18 protein-coding genes are annotated in these 20,414 nt (G+C 43.7%); 5 read left to right on the forward strand and 13 right to left on the reverse strand.

Annotation, left to right across the window (positions count from 1 at the left end; genetic code table 11):
• The first annotated feature begins 53 nt into the window (after positions 1-53).
• Positions 54-620 (forward strand): peptidoglycan-binding domain-containing protein, encoded by a 567-nt coding sequence (locus TPSD3_RS10480; protein ID WP_086488497.1) that lies wholly within the window; start codon positions 54-56, stop codon positions 618-620.
• A 65-nt stretch (positions 621-685) separates the two neighbouring features.
• Here TPSD3_RS10480 and TPSD3_RS10485 read toward each other — a convergent pair whose 3' ends face one another.
• The 3 genes from TPSD3_RS10485 to TPSD3_RS10495 are packed head-to-tail and all read right to left on the reverse strand — an operon-like array spanning position 686 to position 5,637.
• Entirely contained in the window at positions 686-1,600 is a 915-nt protein-coding gene (locus TPSD3_RS10485; RefSeq protein WP_086488498.1) for a DUF368 domain-containing protein, read from the reverse strand.
• Between the two features lie 22 nt (positions 1,601-1,622).
• Positions 1,623-4,475 (reverse strand): MFS transporter, encoded by a 2,853-nt coding sequence (locus TPSD3_RS10490; RefSeq protein ID WP_086488499.1) that lies wholly within the window; start codon positions 4,473-4,475, stop codon positions 1,623-1,625.
• A gap of 31 nt (positions 4,476-4,506) precedes the next feature.
• Positions 4,507-5,637, reverse strand: coding sequence for an adenylate/guanylate cyclase domain-containing protein (locus tag TPSD3_RS10495; RefSeq protein WP_140048536.1), 1,131 nt, complete (start codon positions 5,635-5,637; stop codon positions 4,507-4,509).
• Between the two features lie 163 nt (positions 5,638-5,800).
• On the opposite strand from TPSD3_RS10495, the gene TPSD3_RS10500 reads away from it, so the two are divergent.
• Positions 5,801-6,217, forward strand: a complete 417-nt coding sequence (locus TPSD3_RS10500) for a hypothetical protein (RefSeq protein ID WP_086488501.1) — start codon at positions 5,801-5,803, stop codon at positions 6,215-6,217.
• Between the two features lie 19 nt (positions 6,218-6,236).
• Here the strand turns inward: TPSD3_RS10500 and ribD are convergent, their stop codons facing one another.
• The 5 genes from ribD to TPSD3_RS10525 all read right to left on the reverse strand — a co-directional run bounded on the left by ribD (position 6,237) and on the right by TPSD3_RS10525 (position 14,585).
• Entirely contained in the window at positions 6,237-7,370 is a 1,134-nt protein-coding gene (gene ribD, locus TPSD3_RS10505; protein WP_086488502.1) for a bifunctional diaminohydroxyphosphoribosylaminopyrimidine deaminase/5-amino-6-(5-phosphoribosylamino)uracil reductase RibD, read from the reverse strand.
• 11 nt (positions 7,371-7,381) lie between these two features.
• Complete coding sequence (glyA, locus tag TPSD3_RS10510; protein ID WP_086488503.1) at positions 7,382-8,635, reverse strand: serine hydroxymethyltransferase; 1,254 nt, start codon at positions 8,633-8,635, stop codon at positions 7,382-7,384.
• 66 nt (positions 8,636-8,701) lie between these two features.
• Positions 8,702-10,150, reverse strand: a complete 1,449-nt coding sequence (locus tag TPSD3_RS10515) for a nucleotidyltransferase family protein (protein WP_086488504.1) — start codon at positions 10,148-10,150, stop codon at positions 8,702-8,704.
• Positions 10,151-10,256: 106 nt separating this feature from the next.
• Positions 10,257-12,335, reverse strand: a complete 2,079-nt coding sequence (locus TPSD3_RS10520; protein ID WP_086488505.1) for a tetratricopeptide repeat protein — start codon at positions 12,333-12,335, stop codon at positions 10,257-10,259.
• 78 nt (positions 12,336-12,413) lie between these two features.
• Entirely contained in the window at positions 12,414-14,585 is a 2,172-nt protein-coding gene (locus TPSD3_RS10525) for a P-loop NTPase family protein (RefSeq protein WP_086488506.1), read from the reverse strand.
• Between the two features lie 60 nt (positions 14,586-14,645).
• Between TPSD3_RS10525 and TPSD3_RS17565 the strand changes: the two genes are divergently transcribed.
• Positions 14,646-14,801: a hypothetical protein gene (locus TPSD3_RS17565; RefSeq protein ID WP_176329839.1), complete on the forward strand. Its 156-nt coding sequence runs from the start codon at positions 14,646-14,648 to the stop codon at positions 14,799-14,801.
• Between the two features lie 29 nt (positions 14,802-14,830).
• Here TPSD3_RS17565 and TPSD3_RS10530 read toward each other — a convergent pair whose 3' ends face one another.
• From TPSD3_RS10530 to TPSD3_RS10540, 3 genes are all read right to left on the reverse strand, one after another.
• Positions 14,831-15,490 (reverse strand): HAD-IA family hydrolase, encoded by a 660-nt coding sequence (locus tag TPSD3_RS10530; RefSeq protein ID WP_086488507.1) that lies wholly within the window; start codon positions 15,488-15,490, stop codon positions 14,831-14,833.
• 3 nt (positions 15,491-15,493) lie between these two features.
• Complete coding sequence (gene ubiG, locus TPSD3_RS10535) at positions 15,494-16,210, reverse strand: bifunctional 2-polyprenyl-6-hydroxyphenol methylase/3-demethylubiquinol 3-O-methyltransferase UbiG (protein WP_086488508.1); 717 nt, start codon at positions 16,208-16,210, stop codon at positions 15,494-15,496.
• 183 nt (positions 16,211-16,393) lie between these two features.
• On the reverse strand, positions 16,394-16,759 hold the full coding sequence (locus tag TPSD3_RS10540; protein ID WP_086488509.1) for a sirohydrochlorin chelatase: 366 nt from the start codon (positions 16,757-16,759) through the stop codon (positions 16,394-16,396).
• Positions 16,760-16,793: 34 nt separating this feature from the next.
• Between TPSD3_RS10540 and zipA the strand changes: the two genes are divergently transcribed.
• Together zipA and TPSD3_RS10550 are read left to right on the forward strand one after the other, a co-directional pair.
• Positions 16,794-17,522 carry a cell division protein ZipA gene (gene zipA, locus TPSD3_RS10545; RefSeq protein ID WP_086488510.1) on the forward strand — a complete coding sequence of 243 codons (729 nt, stop codon included), beginning with the start codon at positions 16,794-16,796 and terminating at the stop codon, positions 17,520-17,522.
• Between the two features lie 28 nt (positions 17,523-17,550).
• On the forward strand, positions 17,551-18,375 hold the full coding sequence (locus TPSD3_RS10550; protein ID WP_086488511.1) for an ABC transporter substrate-binding protein: 825 nt from the start codon (positions 17,551-17,553) through the stop codon (positions 18,373-18,375).
• A gap of 92 nt (positions 18,376-18,467) precedes the next feature.
• Here the strand turns inward: TPSD3_RS10550 and TPSD3_RS10555 are convergent, their stop codons facing one another.
• Together TPSD3_RS10555 and TPSD3_RS10560 are read right to left on the reverse strand one after the other, a co-directional pair.
• On the reverse strand, positions 18,468-19,226 hold the full coding sequence (locus TPSD3_RS10555) for a queuosine precursor transporter (protein WP_086488512.1): 759 nt from the start codon (positions 19,224-19,226) through the stop codon (positions 18,468-18,470).
• 153 nt (positions 19,227-19,379) lie between these two features.
• Positions 19,380-20,258, reverse strand: coding sequence for a queuosine precursor transporter (locus TPSD3_RS10560; RefSeq protein ID WP_086488513.1), 879 nt, complete (start codon positions 20,256-20,258; stop codon positions 19,380-19,382).
• Between the last annotated feature and the right edge of the window lie 156 nt (positions 20,259-20,414).

Raw genomic sequence — 20,414 nt, forward strand, 5'->3', positions numbered from 1 at the left:
ACTCGCTGAGACGGATTCAGCGGTCTTTTCATTTCACCGCGGAGCTTTTTCTCATGTTTAGCAAATGCAATATACGAACGATTCAGTTGAAAGATGGTCAGACATTTTCTGGTTGCGTTAGCGATTTTGAAGAACAAGAAGACCATACCATTGTCTATCACTCAGGATTTTTTACAAAGGAATATATCCATATTGGGTGTATTGCCAGTGATCATATAGAGTTTTCGTTTTCAAAATTATTTGATAATTTAGTGGTTTGGGGTTTATCTCTGATTGTTTTGATTGCAATACTCGCCATCATCATGGGGAATATGATCGACTCTTCGGGAGAGGATACCCCACCGGGTGAAAAGCAAGTCAAGCACTCCTGTCAGTTATTTTCCAACAAATCCGCTGAAGAATTGCCGCTTTTATCCACCAAACATCCCTCTGCCCACAGCGCGGAAGTGAAACAGATACAGAAGTGGCTACATTTAGCAGAAACAGGGCAGTTTTCAGGTGAAACAGAACGCATCGTGCGCCAATTTCAGAAAGATAGCCGTTTAAAAGTGGACGGCAAAGTGGGCGAGAAAACATGGAAAATGTTACAACAGCGGTTCTGTTCTCAAGATAAAGCCTAATGATTTAATAGGCAGGTATGGTGGTTTTGTACCTGCCTGAAGCGGCTATAATTCACTAAATCCCCCTATCTCCGCTCCCCCTTCTTCCACCGTGCAACCCCATGAATCCCCAGCACAATTACCAAGCCCAATAACATCATCAATAACGCCAATCCTGTCGTTGCATTAAAATCTGGCCATAACGGCGTTGATTCCATTAACCGCGCTTTCTCTCTCACCATCACATAATGACGCTCTTGAAATGGCCAAATACGCCATAAAGAACCAATTAAAATACCAATAATAAACAACAAAGTAGGGCGATAAAAATGTTCTAATAACCAATCAAAAAAACGGCTAAATAACACCAACCCCAATAAAACCCCCACTCCAAAAGGAATAATAATACTAAAATTAAAATGACTGATACCATTTAAAATCGTTTCATACTTATTCAAAATCAACAGAATAAATGAACCCGAAATGCCCGGTAATAACATCGCCGAAATGGCAACAAAACCACTGAATACAATAAACCACATCGCATCAGGGGTGTCAACAGGAATTAAATTAACCACCAACCAACCCACTATTGTCCCCAATAAAAGAAAAATAACCGTCGCCCAATCTTTCTTGACCGCAGTCGGTAATAAAGTAAAAATAGAACCGACAATCAAACCGAAAAATAAACCATAAATCGGCTCAGGATGCGTATTGAGCAAAGTCGGTAAAGGAATCACACGAGTAAAAAATAACACCGCGGCAAATAAACCGATTAATAACGGCAGTAAAAAACCAAAATGCGGCCGCTGCCACACCGTTTTAATATCCAAGCGAATAATCGCCTGCAACCACACCTGATCAAAAGAGCGAATCGCATCTAATAACGACTTATAAATTCCCAAAATAAACGCCATCGTCCCCCCACTCACCCCCGGCACCACATCCGCCGCACCCATACAAAAACCTTTTAACGCAAGAATAAACTTATCGGCTAACAATTTTTATCTCCTCAATAAATCGCTAAATAAACCATCGACGAATTAACTCCACTTGAAAACGATAACCGTCTCCTAAAGGCTCAATTAACTCACGACGCAATAAATTTTCTATCGTTTTCTCTACATCCGCATCCGCAGGACAATAACGCTGCAATTCCGCGTAACTCACCACCTGATTTTCCCCTGCGGCCGCCATTTTCTTTAACACCTGCAATCCTGCGGGAGACACTTGATTATTCGCAATATCAGCAAAGAAAAAACGCCCATGCTGCAAAGCTCCCGGTAAAGCCGCTTCCACATCTTCCAAACGCGCCTCGCGTCGTTCAGCCACATGTTGGCGATTTTTTAACGTAACAATTTCCGCACACACCAATTGCACCAATGCAGGATGACAACGAGTCACTTCCATAATGCGCTGACTCGCCGCTTCTTCATAACGCAAAGGAAAATCTTTAACTGGTTGCTCAATTAATTTTAACGCTTCACTGGCTTGCAAATAACTTAAATGCACCGTCTGCACATTAATTAAATAACTCGCCCAACGCTCAAATTCATCCAAAGTATGCGAACCTGATAATAAAATTTTAAAACGCGGCCGATGTTGAATTAAATGCCGAAACATTCCCAATACCGAAGCCTCATCTAAATAACCTTGCGTTAAAACATGTTCTAATGCACTAAATTCATCCGAAGCCAATAACAGCATTTGCGAATCCTCTAAACTCTCCTCAATTTCATCTAACCATTCATCAAAACGAGTAAAAGGATCAGTATTTAAACTTTCTCGTGTTAAAGGCGGTAAAATAACATTGCGATGCCGTTTAGCGGAAGTGATCATCGCTCTGGCCATATTATAAAGAAAACCTTCATAATTACGCGCTAACGAAGTCGGCCCTTGAAAATCCACAAATAAAGGAATAATTGTACTGGGTAATAATTTACCTAAATTATTTAATAAAGACGTTTTTCCCGTGCGTCTTTGCCCATATAATAACAACGGTGGACAACGGTATTGATAACCGTTATTTAACAACAATCGCTCAATTTGCTCACTGACATCACTACGCCCCACAAAAATCTCTTGATGCTCTGTTAATGGAATGCCAATGACATAAGGATTATTTAATTCTTGGCGACTTTCCATGGCTTTATTAATACGCTGGGCATAATCGCTTAATAAACGTCGCCAATCGGCAGCAATCGGCCGAAAACGCAAGGCATACGGCTCTGAAGAGCGCGTCAATTCACGTAACAAGCCGTCCAAACGCTCCTCCACTGCATTTAATGCCAACCGCTGATTGTAACTGCTTTCTTGTGCCAAAGCCGCTTCTACGTCGCAACTGGCGCGGCTAAAACTGCGCAACAACGCACTGGCAGGACCACTGAGTTCTCCTGCGGCCAATTGGCGATGCGCTTGACTGATGGCAATGACGGTGTCACACCTTTGCAAACGACGCGCATCAATTTCAATTTGCGCCGCTTGCGCCGCCCAACTCTGCGCACCACTGCTTAAATACTCAATCGCTTGGTGTCCTAATTCGGGATTTCTTTCCGCCACCAATACCAAAAAATGATCCAAACCTAATAAATGCAACGGCTGATATTCATCCCAAAAAACAGAATGCCAAAATAAACGACTTTTTTGCGTATCATTACGCCGTTCTTCTTTATGATAAACTAATAAATTCCACGCACTCAATAAAGGATAAAATAAAATCGGCCGCCACCAATTAAAAGTTAAACCCAAACCAAAAGCAATGATACTGATTAATAAAATATGGCTCATTTCATGGCGTTCTAAAATCACCATAAACGCAATATAAATACCCGCACTCCCAAAAACACCCGCAATAATTCCCGCCCAAGGATTAGCGATACGCTTGGCTAAAACATAAGGAAAGGCAAACAATAATAAATACAACAACGCATTTTCTATGCCCCCATGAAATCCCACTAAAAATAATTCTAAATAAGGCGAATTTTTTGCAAATAAATGCACCAATAAAGTAAAACCAGATAATAATATCCCACTGAATAATCCCAACACCATCCCTTCGCGCCATCGCCACGTATACCATCCCCAAATTAAGGCTAGAGAACAGGCAAAAACCACCGCAATTAATCCATCGTAAACCAAACTAAATAATAAACCACTGTCCGTTAATGTCGCTGCGGTTCTGGCTAATAAAGTGGTTAATGTTGCCATTAAAGAAGTGGTAATGACACTGATAAATACCCCAATCACCACACTGCCCACTTGACGATGTTGCGAAGGGCGGATATGGCTGCGAGTACTGGCATTCATCATACTGCCCGCAATCCCTGCAATAAATAAAGCAAATATAATAGTCAATAAGGCTTCACTATGAATAGATTTAGTCTCAACATTAAAACCAGAGATACTAAAAATAACCGCAATCGCAATATTTTTAGCCATACTAAAAACCACATCCCCCGCCATTCCAATAGGCAAGCTTAATAAAAAACTCCCCAATAAGCTCACTATTCCACCAAAAATAACAGAAATAAATAAACTCCCCAAAATCCCCGCCACACAACCAAAAATAAGCGCGTACAATACCGCTAACAATCCATTTTCAAAAGACACGCCCATTAAGCCTAATATTAATCCTGCTAATCCCGCGCCAAAAATAGGAAAAATCCCATGTAATAAAAAAATCACACGCCGCACTGCATGATGTTGCCATTGCGGACGCTGTAAATCGGCTAACGCAAAATCAGGCGGACAATGCGGTAAATGCTGTTGAAAATAAGCACGCCAATAAGAAGGCGTAAATAACAGCCAATGCAATAAAAAAAAACTGGCTAATAAAGCATTAGACGGCAAATCAGGCGAAGATTTAGAAAGCAACATGAGCAGTTATTCTATCCATAGAGAAAACACACTAATTCAATTCCTCAATTTCATACACCGTCAAAGAATGACTTTTGCCTTTAAATTGAATAGAAGGCAATGCAGTGGCACGAACGCGCTGCTGGGCTACGGAAAAATAAGTTTTTTCCCCCACCAACACCTGCCCACCACGCGCATGGCTACACAAGCGAGAAGCCACATTCACCGTGTCTCCAATCGCCGTATATTGATAATGGCCGCCTGCGCCGACATTCCCCACCACTGCTTCTCCCGTATTAATGCCCACGCCAAAATGAACGGGTAAATCATAAGGTAATTTAAATAAACGCTGCTCTTGATACACTTTCGCCGTTTCTTGCAAATTTAAACCCGCTCGAATCGCATGAGCCGCATGGTGCGGCAAATCATCAGGCGCATTAAAAATCGCCATCACCGCATCCCCCATATAATTTAAAATCACCCCGCCTGCATCCACAATCGCAGAAACCGCCATGTCTAAACATAAATGCAATAATTCAATCGTTTCTGTCGGCGTTAATTGCTCACTAATACGGGTATAATTACGTAAATCCGCAAATAATAACGTCACTTCGCGCACTTCTCCGCCTAAAGTGGGATTAATCCGTTGCTCAATTAACGCACGAGACACTTGATGTGGCACGTAATGTTGCAAAATAAATTCTAATTGCTGATGACTTTCGTCTAAACGATGTTTTAATAAACTTAATTCATTACGCTGTTGCGTTAAAATTTGTTGTGTTTTAGTATAAGGAGTATTGTCAGAAATAATAATTAACAAAAAGCGATGTTCTTCCTCTTGATGACACACTAAAGTGACGTTTAAATAATGCGTGTTATTATCATCATCGGAACGGTTTAAATTTTCCAGTTGAAAATCCGCTAATTGACCTAAAAAAATCTCTTCAATAATATCTTCGCAGCCCACTAATTCTGGAATTAAATCCAATAAATCCGCAGGCAAAACAATCCCCGTAAATAACACACAAGTCCCCCCCTGCGCAATCACCGATAATTCTCGATTCGCCAGCAAATAAACCGTTTTTTGTTCAACCAATAATCGATCAAGCAGCGCGTAAACCTGATCAGCACGCGCCGCGTTTGGCAGAGGCAGTGGAAACATAGTAGAATCAGAGGCAGTCATGGCAAAAAAGTCAGTAAACAAGGTAAAATTCGCGTCAATCGGGACACAGCTTATCAAAATGTCCCAATTTTTGCATGTTTACGCCTAAGCGGCAATTGCTTGCCTACAACGCATTAGCGATAATAAACACTTCCAACACGATTGGATTTTAGGAGTTAAGCGTGTGAGTCTGTTTCTTGGTAAAACTCATTATGAAGTCTTAGGGGTCAGTCCCTTGGCCAGCGTCGAGGACATTCGACTTGCCGCCCAAAACAAAGCCAGCGAAATTAATATGGCTTTCAATGCCTTGAGTGATGAGGAAAAACGGCATCGCCATAAAGAAGTCCAATCTCATGCCGATGCCATCAAAAACGCATTGTTTACCTTATCCGATCCGGAACAACGGCAGTTATACGATGTGCAGATCAGTCAGGCTACACTTTCATCCGCAGAAGGCAGCGGAATTGTTGAAATTGCGGAAGAAAAAGAGCCATTTATCACCCTTCCCGGTATCGTGGCGATGGCTTTCGCCTTAACACTGCTCTATTTCATTTTTATTGGCGACGAATACTTATCTGCTTTCATCGCCGTGTTGTTGTAGATTCGGGTTTAAGTTGACCTCAGTTAGAGCCGTACACAGGCTGTGCAGTAATGCGCCAATCGCGGCCAATCGCACGTATCTCCGTGATGTTTAAGGGAATATGTTGATTTAAACGCTCTAATTGAGGCAAATTAAACAAGCCTCTGGCCTTATTCCCCATCAACAGCGGTGCCACATAGATCACCATTTCATCGATCAATTGCGCCCGCAACATCGCGCCACTCAACGTTGATCCGGTTTCTAACAGTAATTCATTCACGTGATAATCGTTCGCCAACGACGCACACACCGCATGTAAATCCAATTCCCCATTCACCGCACACAACACCACCACTGTAGCCCCTGCTTTTTCTAACATGTGGCGAATGGTCTCATTAAGTGATACCGTGTAAATCACCGTGTTGCCGGGTTCTTGTAACACTTTAGCATCGGGGGGCGTGCTTAAATGCGCATCCATAATCACCCGCAAAGGTTGTCGAATACGTTTAGGCATGAACATAAATGGTGGCAATTCCGTTTCGCGCACGGTGAGACGCGGATCGTCTGACAAAATGGTCCCCGCACCCGTCATCACCGCCGAACTACGCGCCCGTAGAGCCTGCACATCGCGCCGCGCTTCTTGAGAAGTAATCCATTGACTTTCCCCAGAAGCCATTGCAGTACGACCGTCAAGACTCATCGCCAATTTACTGCGCACATAGGGCCGATTATGCCGCATTCGCATAAAAAAGCCGGGGTTTAACTGCTCTGTTTCCGCGCCTAGAATACCGCTGCTGACCGTAATTCCGGCCTTCATCAATTGTTCTAAGCCTTTTTTAGCCACAATGGGATTGGGATCGGTGGTGGACGCAACCACTCGCGTAATTCCTGCGCGAATTAACGCATCCGTACACGGCGGTGTACGACCATAGTGACAACAAGGTTCTAAGGTGACATAACAGGTCGCACCTTGCGCTTTTTCTTTGGCCATTTGTAGTGCGTTAATTTCCGCGTGCGGTTCTCCCGCGAACTCATGCCAACCCTCTCCCACAATCTCGCCATCGCGCACAATCACACAACCCACACGCGGATTGGGATCGGTTGTCCATAATCCGCGGGCAGCCAGTTTCAAGGCGCGTGACATGTAATATTGATCATTATACACTTCAGTCATACTTAATCCGTCTAGGCGTAAACAGGAAAACGCGCACACAAGGTCTTCACCGCTTCGCGCACCTGTTGTTTCACCGTTTCATTGTGCAGATCGTCTAAAATATCACAAATCCAGATGGCCACTTGTGTCGCTTCGACTTCGGTAAAGCCTCGCGTGGTGATCGCCGGCGTACCAATACGCAATCCACTGGTAACAAAAGGCGATTGAGGATCGTTGGGAACGGCATTTTTATTGACAGTAATGTGGGCCGAACCCAAAGCCGCATCCGCTTCTTTACCCGTAATTCCCTTATGAATCAAACTGATCAACATCAAATGATTGTCCGTACCCCCCGAAACAATGTCATAACCCCGTTGTTGAATCACTTGCGCCATCGCTCGCGCATTGGTGAGAACTTGGGCTTGATAGGTTTTAAATTCACTCTGCATGGCTTCTTTTAAGGCCACCGCTTTGGCCGCAATCACGTGCATTAACGGCCCACCTTGATTGCCGGGAAAAACTAGGGAATTTAATTTTTTCTCTAAATCAGGATTGGCTTTGGCGAGAATTAACCCCCCGCGAGGGCCACGTAAGGTTTTATGCGTGGTGGTGGTGGTGACATCGGCAATATTCACCGGACTGGGATATAAACCCGCGGCCACTAATCCCGCCACATGCGCCATATCTGCGAGTAAATACGCCCCAACTTCGTCAGCAATTTCGCGTAAACATTGCCAATCCACCACTCTGGAATAAGCACTAAATCCACTGACGATTAACTTGGGACGATGGGTGTGTGCCAAAGTGCGCACTTGATCGTAATCGATTTCGCCCGTGTTCGGATTGAGGCCGTAGGGTATGGCGTTGTACAATTTGCCCGAAAAATTGACGCTGGCACCGTGTGTTAAATGGCCGCCTTCCGCTAAACTCATTCCCAACAAGGTCTCACCCGGTTGCAATAAAGCCATAAACGCGGCAGAGTTGGCTTGTGAGCCTGAATGCGGCTGAACGTTGGCATAAGCCGCACCAAATAAGGCTTTTGCCCGCTCAATGGCCAACGATTCTGCCACATCAACAAACTCACAACCGCCATAATAACGTTTGCCCGGATAACCCTCAGCATATTTATTGGTCAAGACACTGCCTTGTGCTTGTAAGACTCTTGGGCTGGTGTAATTCTCTGAAGCAATCAGTTCAATGTGATCTTCTTGTCGTTGTTGTTCGTGTTGCATGGCTTGCCAGAGGTCTGGATCGAAGTCAGCCACCGTCATTTCTTTTGTAAACATAACTCACCTACTTGCTTATTGGGTGTAAAAGTGGACTGCTCATCATAGCATAACAGGTGTTTAAGGTCATGATTGCCACGTGGCGCGATGCCACAACGCCCGCCAACCGCGCCCCAACCATCGCCAATCCCGATAAAAATTCCGCTGTGCCGCATAACAGGCTTCTTCTACAGCAATTTCACAGGCAGAACGCGGTTGAGACAGATAGGCGAATTGGGCGGGGCCAAATAATCCAATTGGGGCGTGATCGCGGACAAATTCCCATGCTTCTTGTCGGTGTTGCAGCGATTCGGCTGTTCGCGGCGCAACGCCCACCAGTCGCAAATGCCCTTGAATGACGGCGATAAGTTTGGGTAAATGGCGCAAAATTGGCGCGTTCACATTCCATTCCCACGCAATAAAAGATTGACGTTGGGAATGGAGTAAGGTCACGCGCATGAAGGCAGTTTTTTGATGCGGCCACCCCGCTTTCCATGCCGCGGGAATCCACAGCGGTAACGACAGCACTAATAAAATTAGTCCCAACAATCGATGCAACCCATTGGCTAATAATACGCCAAAGGTTTCTCGATGCAAATCTGCTATTGAATAGTCGGTGACGGTATAAGTGGTGATACTGTCTTTATCGGGTTCAAAATCGAGGCGTAATTGTCCCCACACGAGTGAATTATTGAGTTCAACATGAGGCGCGATATAGGTGTTGGGCATGACGACGGTATTATACAAATGCACGTGTCGGTCAATAATGGATTCGTTGCCCACCACGACTCCTCCACTGAAACGTGCGGTGGGATGAATACGGCAAAACATGCCAATGACACCGCGATTCGGTCGTACGATGTTGGAACGATGCCCGACCATGAGTCCGTCAGCGACTTTTGTCCCTGGTAAGACGAGATGTTGAAATTGGGCTGCGCTGGCGTGTAGGTTGATTTTATGGTATTCGGAAAGGGAGCGCAGTAGGGCATAATTTCCTGTTATTTCAATGGTTTCTACGGTGGTTGTGGGTTGTTGAGACCATGGGGTGGGCGGCCAAGCAAGGATATTCGCGGTTTCCCAATGATTATTGCGTTGTCGATCTCGCGTAATGATGGCAATTCCTGCAAATTGGTCGGCGATGGTGGCTGCCACGAGAGGAGGAGAGGTGGAAGTGATTTGTTTTAAGAAATCATTCAGGGAAACATTAAGTAATATATCTCCGCGCAAAATTAAGTAACGATCATCCGTTAATAAAGTTCCTTGTCGTTGTAATAATTGTGCGGGTAATTCTTGGCCTTGGCTGACAATATAATTCAATTGGATTCCCCAGCGTTCGCCATTGCCCATGTGGTGGCGGATGAGGGGCGCGAAGGCGGAGATGACGAGGGTGACTTGTCGAATGCCTGCGGCTAATAACATTTCAAAGGTGTAGTTTATCAGGGGTTTGGAGGCGAGCGGCAATAAGGCCAGAGAGGTACGCTCGGTGAGTGGGGCTAATTCTTGTCCTAAGCGGTCGGCAAAGACGATGGCTTTCATGGGTTTTTTGCACTCCTGTTGAGGTTTTTTGAGATAAGTCGCTAAACGAGAATAATATCTCGTTCCCAATGGCTTGTGGGAACGAGATAACCCTGAAAATCAAGATTCAAACAAAGACAATAAGCCAAATCATTAAAGCGATAATAAAAACAAACAGCCCTACTTTTTGCCAATTAATATTTTTACGGAACATCCAGATGGCTTTACCCAAGCCAATAGGGATAAAAAAGAAAATAAGCAACGGCAACCAAAGCGGCATTAAACCATAAAATAACCAGTTATTGACGGGTTCAGGTGGCGTACTTTTTAGATGTTGTAATTGGGCGATTGCTTGTTTAGTTCGTAGGGCTTCGGGCAAGTCTTCTATTTCAACATGTTGTGCCAGTTTTCTCTGAAAATTTAACAATGCGGGATTCCAGATAGGAGCTAATAAAAGTTTTTGCCACCAAGGGTAATTAATTTTTTTAATAACTTGTTTTGGTTGAGGATTATTGTCCAAAACACGCTCTAGCTTCTTAATTTCCTTTAACCACATTTCAGGCAAAGCCGACACATCCACAAATGCCGCTAATTGCGTTAAGAAATCGCGGGCTTGCTGAGATAAATTAATGGCTTTTAAATCATCAGGCAAAGCAGGGTGACGGCTTGCGAGAACCAGATTGCGATAAGCCTTTGTCAAACCAGGAATCACAGGGATAAATTTCTGTTCAAATAAAAGCGGGGTTAGTAATTGGATTGCTTGATGATAATCAGCTACGGCTTCGCTGATTTTGCCTTGATCTAACCACTCAGTGCCACGATTCATGTAAGCCATCGCCAAATCATTTTGCCAATCAGGTGGCCATACCTGTTGCTGGCTGGCTAGTTGTTTTCTTAGAGATTCTTGTAATTGAATCGCTTGGCCATAATCGGTTAGGGCTTTGCCGAGTTCACTTTGGTCTAACCACGCATTGCCACGATTCACGTAAGCCTTCGCCAAGTCATTTTGCCATGCAGGTGGCCACGCCTGTTGTTGGCTGGCCAATTGGTCTTTTAGGGATTTTTGTAATTGAATCGCTTGGTCATAATCAGCTAGGGCTTCGATGAGTTTGTCTTGGGCATACCACGCATTGCCACGATTCACGTAAGCCCTCGCCAAATCATTTTGCCATGCAGGTGGCCATACCTGCTGTTGGTTGGCCAGTTGGTCTTTTAGGGATTTTTGTAATTGAATCGCTTGGCGATAATCGGCTAAGGCTTCAACGAATTTGCCTTGGGTTAATAATCCCACACCACGATTCATGTAAACCCTAGCCAAATCATTTTGCCATTCAGGTGGCCATGTCTGCTGTTGGCTGACCAATTGGTCTTTTAGGGATTTTTGTAATTGAATCGCTTGGTCATAATCGAGTACAGCTTCTCTGAATTTGCCTTGGTTTGACAACAAATTACCACGATTCACGTAAGCCTTTGCCCAATCATTTTGCCATTCAGGTGTCCATGCATGTTGTTGACTGACCAGTTGTTTTCTTATGGATTTTCGTAATTGAATCGCTTGGTTATAATCGGCTAGGGCTTCACTGAGTTTGCCTTGGTTTGATAATACAAGACCTCGATTACTGTAAGCATTCGCTAAATTATTTTGCCATTCAGGTGTCCATGCCTGTTGCTGGTTAGCCAGATGCACTTTTAAGGATTTTTGTAATCGAATCGCTTGGTGATAATCAGCCACGGCTTCGCTAAGTTTGCCTTGATCTGACAACGCATTGCCACGACTTCCGTAAGCGTTCGCCAAATTATTTTGCCATTCAGGTAGCCGTGCCTGCTGTTGGCTGGTTAATCGTGCTTTTAGGGATTCTTGTAACTGAATCGCTTGGTCATGATCGACTACGGCTTCTCTGAATTTGCCTTGGGCTTTGAACACGTTGCCACGCCCCATGTAAGTACTTGCTAAATCATTTTGCCACCGACCTTCCCCAGTTTGGGTCAATAAGGCTTGATATAACACCGCTGTTGCCGAATGCCACATGGCGGCGGTGGCATAATGCGCCCGTTTGTAGTGGGCTGTGCCTTGCCCCTCAAATGCCCATGCAAATACATTATTCCCAAATACAACTTGTTGCAGGGATTCATTTCCACTTAATCGGGCTTGAGCGGGCAGGGAGCGCAGTTGATAAAGCACGACGGGATTGGTTTCTTGTTTCAAATCGTTTATCGGCCGACCATTACAATCTATAAGAAACAGTTCCGCCAATCGACCTTGTATAGCGACTAATTCCTGCTCTCAAACTGATTGTAAAAAAGTCGTTAAGCCTTTCAAACCTAAACGATAATGCACCGCCGACACTGACCGCCGCTCCACCCGCAAGACCGCTTTTAGACTCGACAAAGCAAACACCACCCGCGCCGATTGCGGCGAATCCCCTAACCATTCCGCTAACACCGATAACGGCAAACCTTGCCACACTTCCTCACGCACGCCCCGCACCGAAGCCAGCAAATTGTCCTCTTCCATCGCCGCTAACTCAGCCGCCGCCAAAGTCAATAATACCTGCTGAAAAAACGCCCATTGTTTAGAGTCCGCGCCCAAAGTCATCTTCATTTGTTTAAGGTAAAAATCATACAAAGCCTCCCCTTGCGGCAAACTCGGCAATTGCGCGGCCGTCACGCCATAATCGCGCAACAAATCACACAATAACGCCACATATAAAAATCGCCGCTTCCCCCGCGCCAACACTTCCGCAAATACGGCTGCATTATTTGGCGTGTACGGCACTCGTTCATCGAAATAAGCGCGCAATAACTGCAAATAAGCTGTTGTTTTCTGCATATTTACCGTAAATCCTGACACATTCTCCGATCTTGCCGTCAACAACGACAAATAACGCCGAATTTTTGGTGCGCATTCATTCGTGGGACGCGAAGTCAACAACACATAACAATTTTCCCCCAACAGCGCGGCCAACGGCAACACATCAAAAATATGAGGCGACTCCACAAATGTAAACTCATCTAACCCATCCACACACAACAACAATTTCGCGTGTGGCAATTGATAAACCTGTCGATACACCGCTAACCATTTTCCTATCCATTCCACAAAGGCTTGCGGCAAATTTTTGGCTGAACGATCAAATTCAGGTAAAGGTTGACTGCCTGCTTGTACATTAACAGTATTTCTAAAATTCTGACCTAAATAATCAATAAAAAAATTCAAATGATAACGATATTCTCGCCGCAAATGAAAAGTAACCACCAACAAATTATCCAATAACGGCTCATCTAAACCCGCTTCCACCGCTAACCCTTGTACAAACAAACTTTTACCCACATGCGCAGGCGCGTGCAAGTAAAATATTCCGCGTGAATGTTGCGTTATAAATTCGGCTAAAGGTTGGCGCAAATAAGTGGGCGACAAATATTCTGCGTCTAAGGATTTCTCTTTTAATAACTTATCTAAGGCCGTTTTAATAAAATCGCCACCGATTTCTTCCGTATCGTGAGGCAATAAATCGGGTGGAATTTCTCGCAATGCGTGGGCTAATTCAGGCGCGTAATGTCCTGCCCGCATCATTTTATGTCCTGCGAAATAATCCAAAAAAGCCAATTTATACTTATTTTCCTTACCGTCCCGACCGTCAAAAAAGAACACATCCTGTTTACCACACACCGTACAACGCCGCAACGCCAACAACGGCGACAATAACAGTTTTTCTCCCGTCGCCAATTGCCAGAATAAATCCAACGTTTCATCTTGATGTGGGTGATCATCTTGATCCGCGTGCCGTGTTTGCAGACAAGCCGCGCCATGCAATATTTCACTTGTAAAAGAATAAAGTTGTGCCGTTTGCCATATAGTGGGCAAGTTTTTTAAGGCATCATTTAAATGGATAATATGGTTTTTTAACTCTGGAAAATAATCTTCAACATGCAAACGCAATGCACCATGTCCCACAGTTTCATTACGCCACTGAATTAAATCTTTTAACAACTTTTGTAAAGTGGTTTCTCTTCCTGCTTTAACCTGCGAGTTATTAGGCAATTGACGAAACCATTGCGCCAAACTGGCAATTTCCAATGCCTCACAGCGTACTAATTCCTTAGCCAACTCATCCGCGATCCGCTGCCAATCGCCCAAAGACAATTTTTTCCCCAACAAAATCGCCCATGTTTTCTGTTTTAACGTCTCATCATCTTGATGCGTCAATAACCATTGCGCCATAACGACTGCGGGAAATTTAATCAACACTTCCACCACATCTTTTAACTGCAAAACCGCAGTCACCAAAAGCCCTTCTTCTAATACCGTTTTTAAGCGATAATATTCATGAGCAATCGGCGCAGGATAATCGTTAATAACCGTATCCAGCCAAGCTGCATTCTGAGCAAAATCACGAACTTCTTGGCGAACTTCTTTTGTATTAGCACGGGTTAAAAAAGCGGGAGTATTAGGCATCTTATTCTCTTATTTCCTTGTTTGATCGTCATCATCACGCAAAGGGACTTGATTCATATAATGACTATTGAAAACTTTAAATTGCAAGCAGAAGACACCCAACGAATTGCAGGTTATGTGGAGGGATTAAAAAGCGAATATCCAGAAGCAAATATTAGCCAATTTGTGATTTATTGTTTTGGTAATCAGAGATTTCGTGTGTTTCAGGTGGAGTAGGGGCAGATCGGCGTATCTGCCCTCTTCATTTATGCCCTATTTTCCAACCAATCTAACAAATCAGTTGGTTTTGACAACAAACCCGTTGCGCCCCACTGTTCAGGGCGATCTGTGGCGGACAGATAACCATAGGTGGCGACCAGCGTTTGCATTCCTGCGCGCTGTCCTGCTTGTATGTCCGTCACGGCATCGCCCACATAGAGGCTGTCCACAGGCGCAATATGAGCCAACGTGCAAGCGTGTAATAATTGAGCAGGATCAGGCTTTTGTTGTGGTAAAGTGTCGCCGCTGATTGTGCAGACACTGCGCGTTTCCCAGCCCAACGTCCGCACAATCGGATCGGTCAACCAACCCATTTTATTCGTCACGATCCCCCAGAGTAAACCTTGTTTTTCTAAAGAAAACAGCACTTCTTCGATACCATCGAATAAAACAGTATGTTTCAACGGATTTTCTGCATATAATCCAACCAGTTGCCGTTTTAACGGTTCATATTTAGGATGTTGGGCATCAATGCCAAAGCCACCACGAATCAACATTCCTGCGCCTCCAGAGACCCACGGGCGTATTTTTTCAATGGCAATAGGGGGTTTATTGGCTTGCATTAATAACGTATTTAATGCCCAACCTAAATCTAAGGCACTGTCAATTAATGTTCCGTCTAAATCAAATAAAACTAATTTCATCATAAATTACAACAAATCACTGTATTGAGTATGAACTAAATAATTCACATCAAGCCCTTTAGCTAAATAATAATGTTGATTCAGTGGTTGATAATGTAAACCGATTAAATCCTGCACCTGTAAACCCGCAATGCGACACCAACGCACTAATTCCGATGGACGAATAAATTTTGCATAATCATGCGTGCCTTTTGGCAGTAATTTTAACAAATATTCCGCGCCAATGATGGCGAATAAATAGGCTTTAGGATTGCGATTAATGGTAGAAAAAAACACGTGGCCATTGGGTTTGACCAATTTTTGACAGGCCATCACCACAGAAGAAGGACTTGGCACGTGTTCTAACATTTCTAAACACGTCACCACATCAAATTGATGCGGCATTTTTTCGGCTAAGGCTTCGGCAGTCATTTCTTGATAATCAACCTGTTGCCCTGATTCGTACAAGTGTAATTTAGCCACATTTAATGAGTCTTGTGCCATGTCAATTCCCGTGACAAATGCGCCTTTTGCGGCCATGCTTTCGCTCAAAATTCCCCCGCCACAGCCCACATCAAGTACGCGTTTGCCCGCCAAACCACCACAACGGCTGTCAATATAATGCAAACGCAAAGGGTTAATATCATGTAGCGGTTTAAATTCGCTGTGCCGATCCCACCAACGCGCCGCTAAAGCAGAAAATTTTGCTAATTCGTGGGTATCCACGTTGCTTTTTAAATCCATTATTTTTTTCCTATTTGGAGTGAAAATGTTGAGAATGGCTGTCCCTATGTGCTGTTTCTTAACCATGCACTACCCATCTCCGCATAGCAATTCTGCGGAAAAATTAAGTACAATAGGTTGCCTTTAGATTGTTATATCAGCTACGATGCGCTGAAAAAGGTCGTTTTTATCAGACGAAAATTGTTACGAATCATTTAATTGATGAAGCAGCACTTGTACTAACTGTGGAGATGCACCCAAATAAGGCAAAACCACCACGCGCAAATCGGGATAATCCGCTTGTTTTCGGGCGATGGCTTGGGGAATATCCTCGCTGACGTGGCGGCCAGCCGAGAGAAAATAAGGTAAAATGAACAATTCGCTACAGCCTTGTTGTACACAATGATCAATTTCCGCTTCAATAGAAGGTTCAGCCAATTCTAAAAAAGCACAAGAAACCTGTTTAAATTCCGTACCGGCTTGAATTCGTAATTGGTCGGTTAATTGTCTCACTTCTTGGTTGGATAATTCTCGACGGCTGCCGTGGGCAATTAAAAGTAAACTTTTCATATTTTTTAACTCTAATTAGGCCGGTGAAAACCTTATGGATTATATAAATTACAATGAATGGATTGAACATTTAGGGATAATCATGGTGAGCAGTGCATCATTATTAATCGTGGTATTAATCGTTTGGGCCTATCAACATCGTCGTCGTCGCACGCAAATGTTACAACATTCTGAACACGAAGGGTATGCCGCAGATCAGTATGGGCAATCTTTCGATGCCCACGAAGCCGCACACGAAACCCAAGCCCTATTAGATGCCCTCGCGCCCACGCATAAACCCACATCCCACCCACCACTTTCCCCTCCAGAATCGCCTCATGATAACTCAGAACAGTCGGCTTCGGAATTAATTATTGCTTTGTTTGTCGCAGCGGCGCATCAGAATTATTTTAATGGGGTCGATTTATTCGCGGTATTTGAAGAATTGGGCTTGCGTTATGGACGAATGAAAATTTATCATCATTATGGATTGGGTGAGTTAAAAGTGGAAGAACCCATTTTTAGTGTGGCGAATATGGTTGAACCGGGAACTTTTGATCCAACAAATAGTGAAGAATTAGCTACGCCGGGTGTGGCTTTGTTTATGCGTTTACCGGGGCCATTTGGAGGACGAGTGGCGTTGGAATTATTGCTAAACCATGCACAAAAATTAGCCGAATTATTAGAAGGAACGGTGTTAGATGAACGCCGTAAACCCTTAACTGCAAAAACCATTGAGCAGTTAAGACAACGAGTGGCTCAATTTGAGCAACAATTGGTGTAATTATTATCACTTTAAAGGAGATGTTTTAATGCGTAAAATTAAAAATTTTTTAATACCGTTAATGATATTATTTTCTGGTTTTTTTAGCCTGTCTCTTAGCGCACAAGAAACGCTGCGTTTAGCCACCACCACCAGCACCGAGAATTCGGGTTTATTACAACATTTACTGCCTGCTTTTGAGCAATATTCGGGGTTAAAAGTGCATGTCATCGCGGTGGGAACAGGGAAAGCCTTGCGTATGGGACAAGATGGCGATGCTGATGTGTTACTAACACATGCGCCTGAATTGGAAAATGTATTTATTTCAGAAGGACACGGGGTGTCGGCACGAGATATAATGTACAACGATTTTTTATTGGTCGGCCCCAAAGCAGACCCCGCTAAAATTGCAGGCGGACGCGATGCCAGCGTAGCGTTACAACAGATTGCTGCCCAAAGTGCCACTTTTATTTCTCGCGGTGACGACTCTGGCACACACAACAAAGAACGCGAATTGTGGCAAGTTTCTGGGGTAGAACCGAAAGGAATGTGGTACAAAGAAGCCGGTCAAGGCATGGGAGCAGTTTTGCAAATGGCCGATGAATTAGAGGCTTACACCCTCACTGACCGCGGCACATGGCTCAGTTACAAAGCAAAAAGCCATTTAGTGGAATTGGTTGAAGGCGACGAACGTTTATTCAATCCTTATCGCGTCATTGCGGTTAATCCAGACAAATATCGGGACATTAATTATCTTGGTGCCATGCAGTTAATTGCGTGGTTGACTTCGGTACCGGGACAAACGGCGATTCACGAATTTTTAATTAACGGAGAGCGTTTATTTACGCCAACAGCGATTCGATTTAACCCATAACTTATTGCCTCTGAGTCAGAATGGTAAGAATGAGGAAACTCACCAAAATAAATTCTTTAGTTCTGATTCAGAGAAAAATTTTTAATTTACTGTTAAAAATCTTTATAATAATCTTTCTTAAACGGTTCATACCAATCTTTATCAGCGACATTCCAACTGCGCGCCCAGTAAATAAAAGGCGTATCGAATAAAGCAATAACAAATTTAAACAAATATTTTGCTAATCCCAGATGAATGGCCATTTTTAACTGCACCACCCCCCACCACACCACCAACGAATAAAGCACCGTATCCACCGCTTGCGACGCTAACGTAGACACATTATTACGTAACCACAAATGACGACCTTTAGTCTTACGTTTTAAATAATGAAACACCCAAACATCAAAACTCTGACTGATCAAGTACGCAAACAATGACCCAAACACAAACCGCGGCGTAAAACCAAAAATTGAAACCATCGCATCATGAACCGAACGCGACGACGGTGCCGGCACAAACAATAAACTCACCGACATCATCACCACCAATATCACACTGGTCGCAAAACCCAATAAAACCGCTCGCTGCGCCTCTCGACGACCATAACGCTCACTGAGCAGATCAGTCGCAAAATAAATCCCAGAATAAATAATTGTCCCTAAACTCGTGTGCATCCCAAAAATCATGGTCAACTTCGGCCCTTGCAGATTCGACAACATGATGCCCAAAATGACAGAGGTATAAAGACCCGTCTTGCCAAATAGACGATACAACAACAACGTCACCGATAAATCTGCTGTAATGGTAAGAAACCACAGCAAATTCTGATGTGTTGTTGCAAATTCCATAAACCAAGACGGTAGAAACATAGTCAATATCAGTTTGTTGTTGCTAAGGCAAGTCAGTGACCCCGTGATGAGCAGGGAGCTGTTCGGTGATGTGACACCATTGGGCTACATTAAATCCGCTGTCTTCATCACACACAGAGGATAAACGCGCTACAAAAAAGCTAAAATTACACTTTAATTCTGAGGCGGATCAGATGATTTATTTAAGGGAGAAGAGGTTGCATTTTTATTTAATTCTGGGCAAGGCGTGGTGGTTGCGGTTTTAGCGGCTGATTTAGCGGTCAATTCGTTTTCCCAATGGTAATCTTCGTAGGAAACCGGACGAGTTTCATGCCAATCTCGTTTAGACACATCCCAACTACACGCCCAGTAAATAAACGGAGTATCTAATAGAGCAACAATAACTTTAAATAAATATTTTGCTAAAGACAATTCAATCGCCATCTTTAATCCAACAATAGGTGTCCATACCACCAAAGCATATAAAATAGTATCTACAGCCTGCGAAGTAATGGTAGAAACATTATTGCGTAACCACAAATGACGGCCGCGTGTTTTTTGTTTAATATAATGGAAAAGCCACACATCAAAACTTTGACTCACCAAATAAACAAACAACGACCCAAATACGAATAAAGGCGTAAAATCAAACAGGGTAGTAATGGCTTCATGGATAGTTTCTGCAAAGGGCTTTGATGGGAGAAATAACAGGCTTAATGACATCATGATGACCATAATGACACTGGTAGCAAATCCCAATAAAACAGCGCGTGTTCCTTCTCGTTTGCCGTAGCGTTCACTGAGTATATCGGTCGCAAAATAAATCCCAGAATAGAGAATTAAACCCAAACTGGTTTCTAAACCAAAAATAACCGTGAGTTTAGGACCTTGTAAATTACTCAACATAATGTTGAGAATCACCACCGCGTAAAGCCCCATTTTACCAAACAGCCGGTACATCAAAAGGGTTATGGCTAAATCGAACGCAACGGTTAATACCCAAAGTGCATTTTGATAAGCCAAAAAGAATTGTGTCAGAGATTCTGGGATCATGTGCTAATCCTGTGCTAATCCATCGTCTGTTTACGGTAAGAACGTATTTAATACCCTGCTATGCAATTATTGAACCTAAGCGAATTATCTGCATAACAGAGCGATACTTATATCCGTGTTGGCTGGTTTTGAAATGAATCGTGAATCTGCGGTTTT

The organism is Thioflexithrix psekupsensis (assembly GCF_002149925.1).
In the GTDB taxonomy this organism is placed as follows: domain Bacteria; phylum Pseudomonadota; class Gammaproteobacteria; order Beggiatoales; family Beggiatoaceae; genus Thioflexithrix; species Thioflexithrix psekupsensis.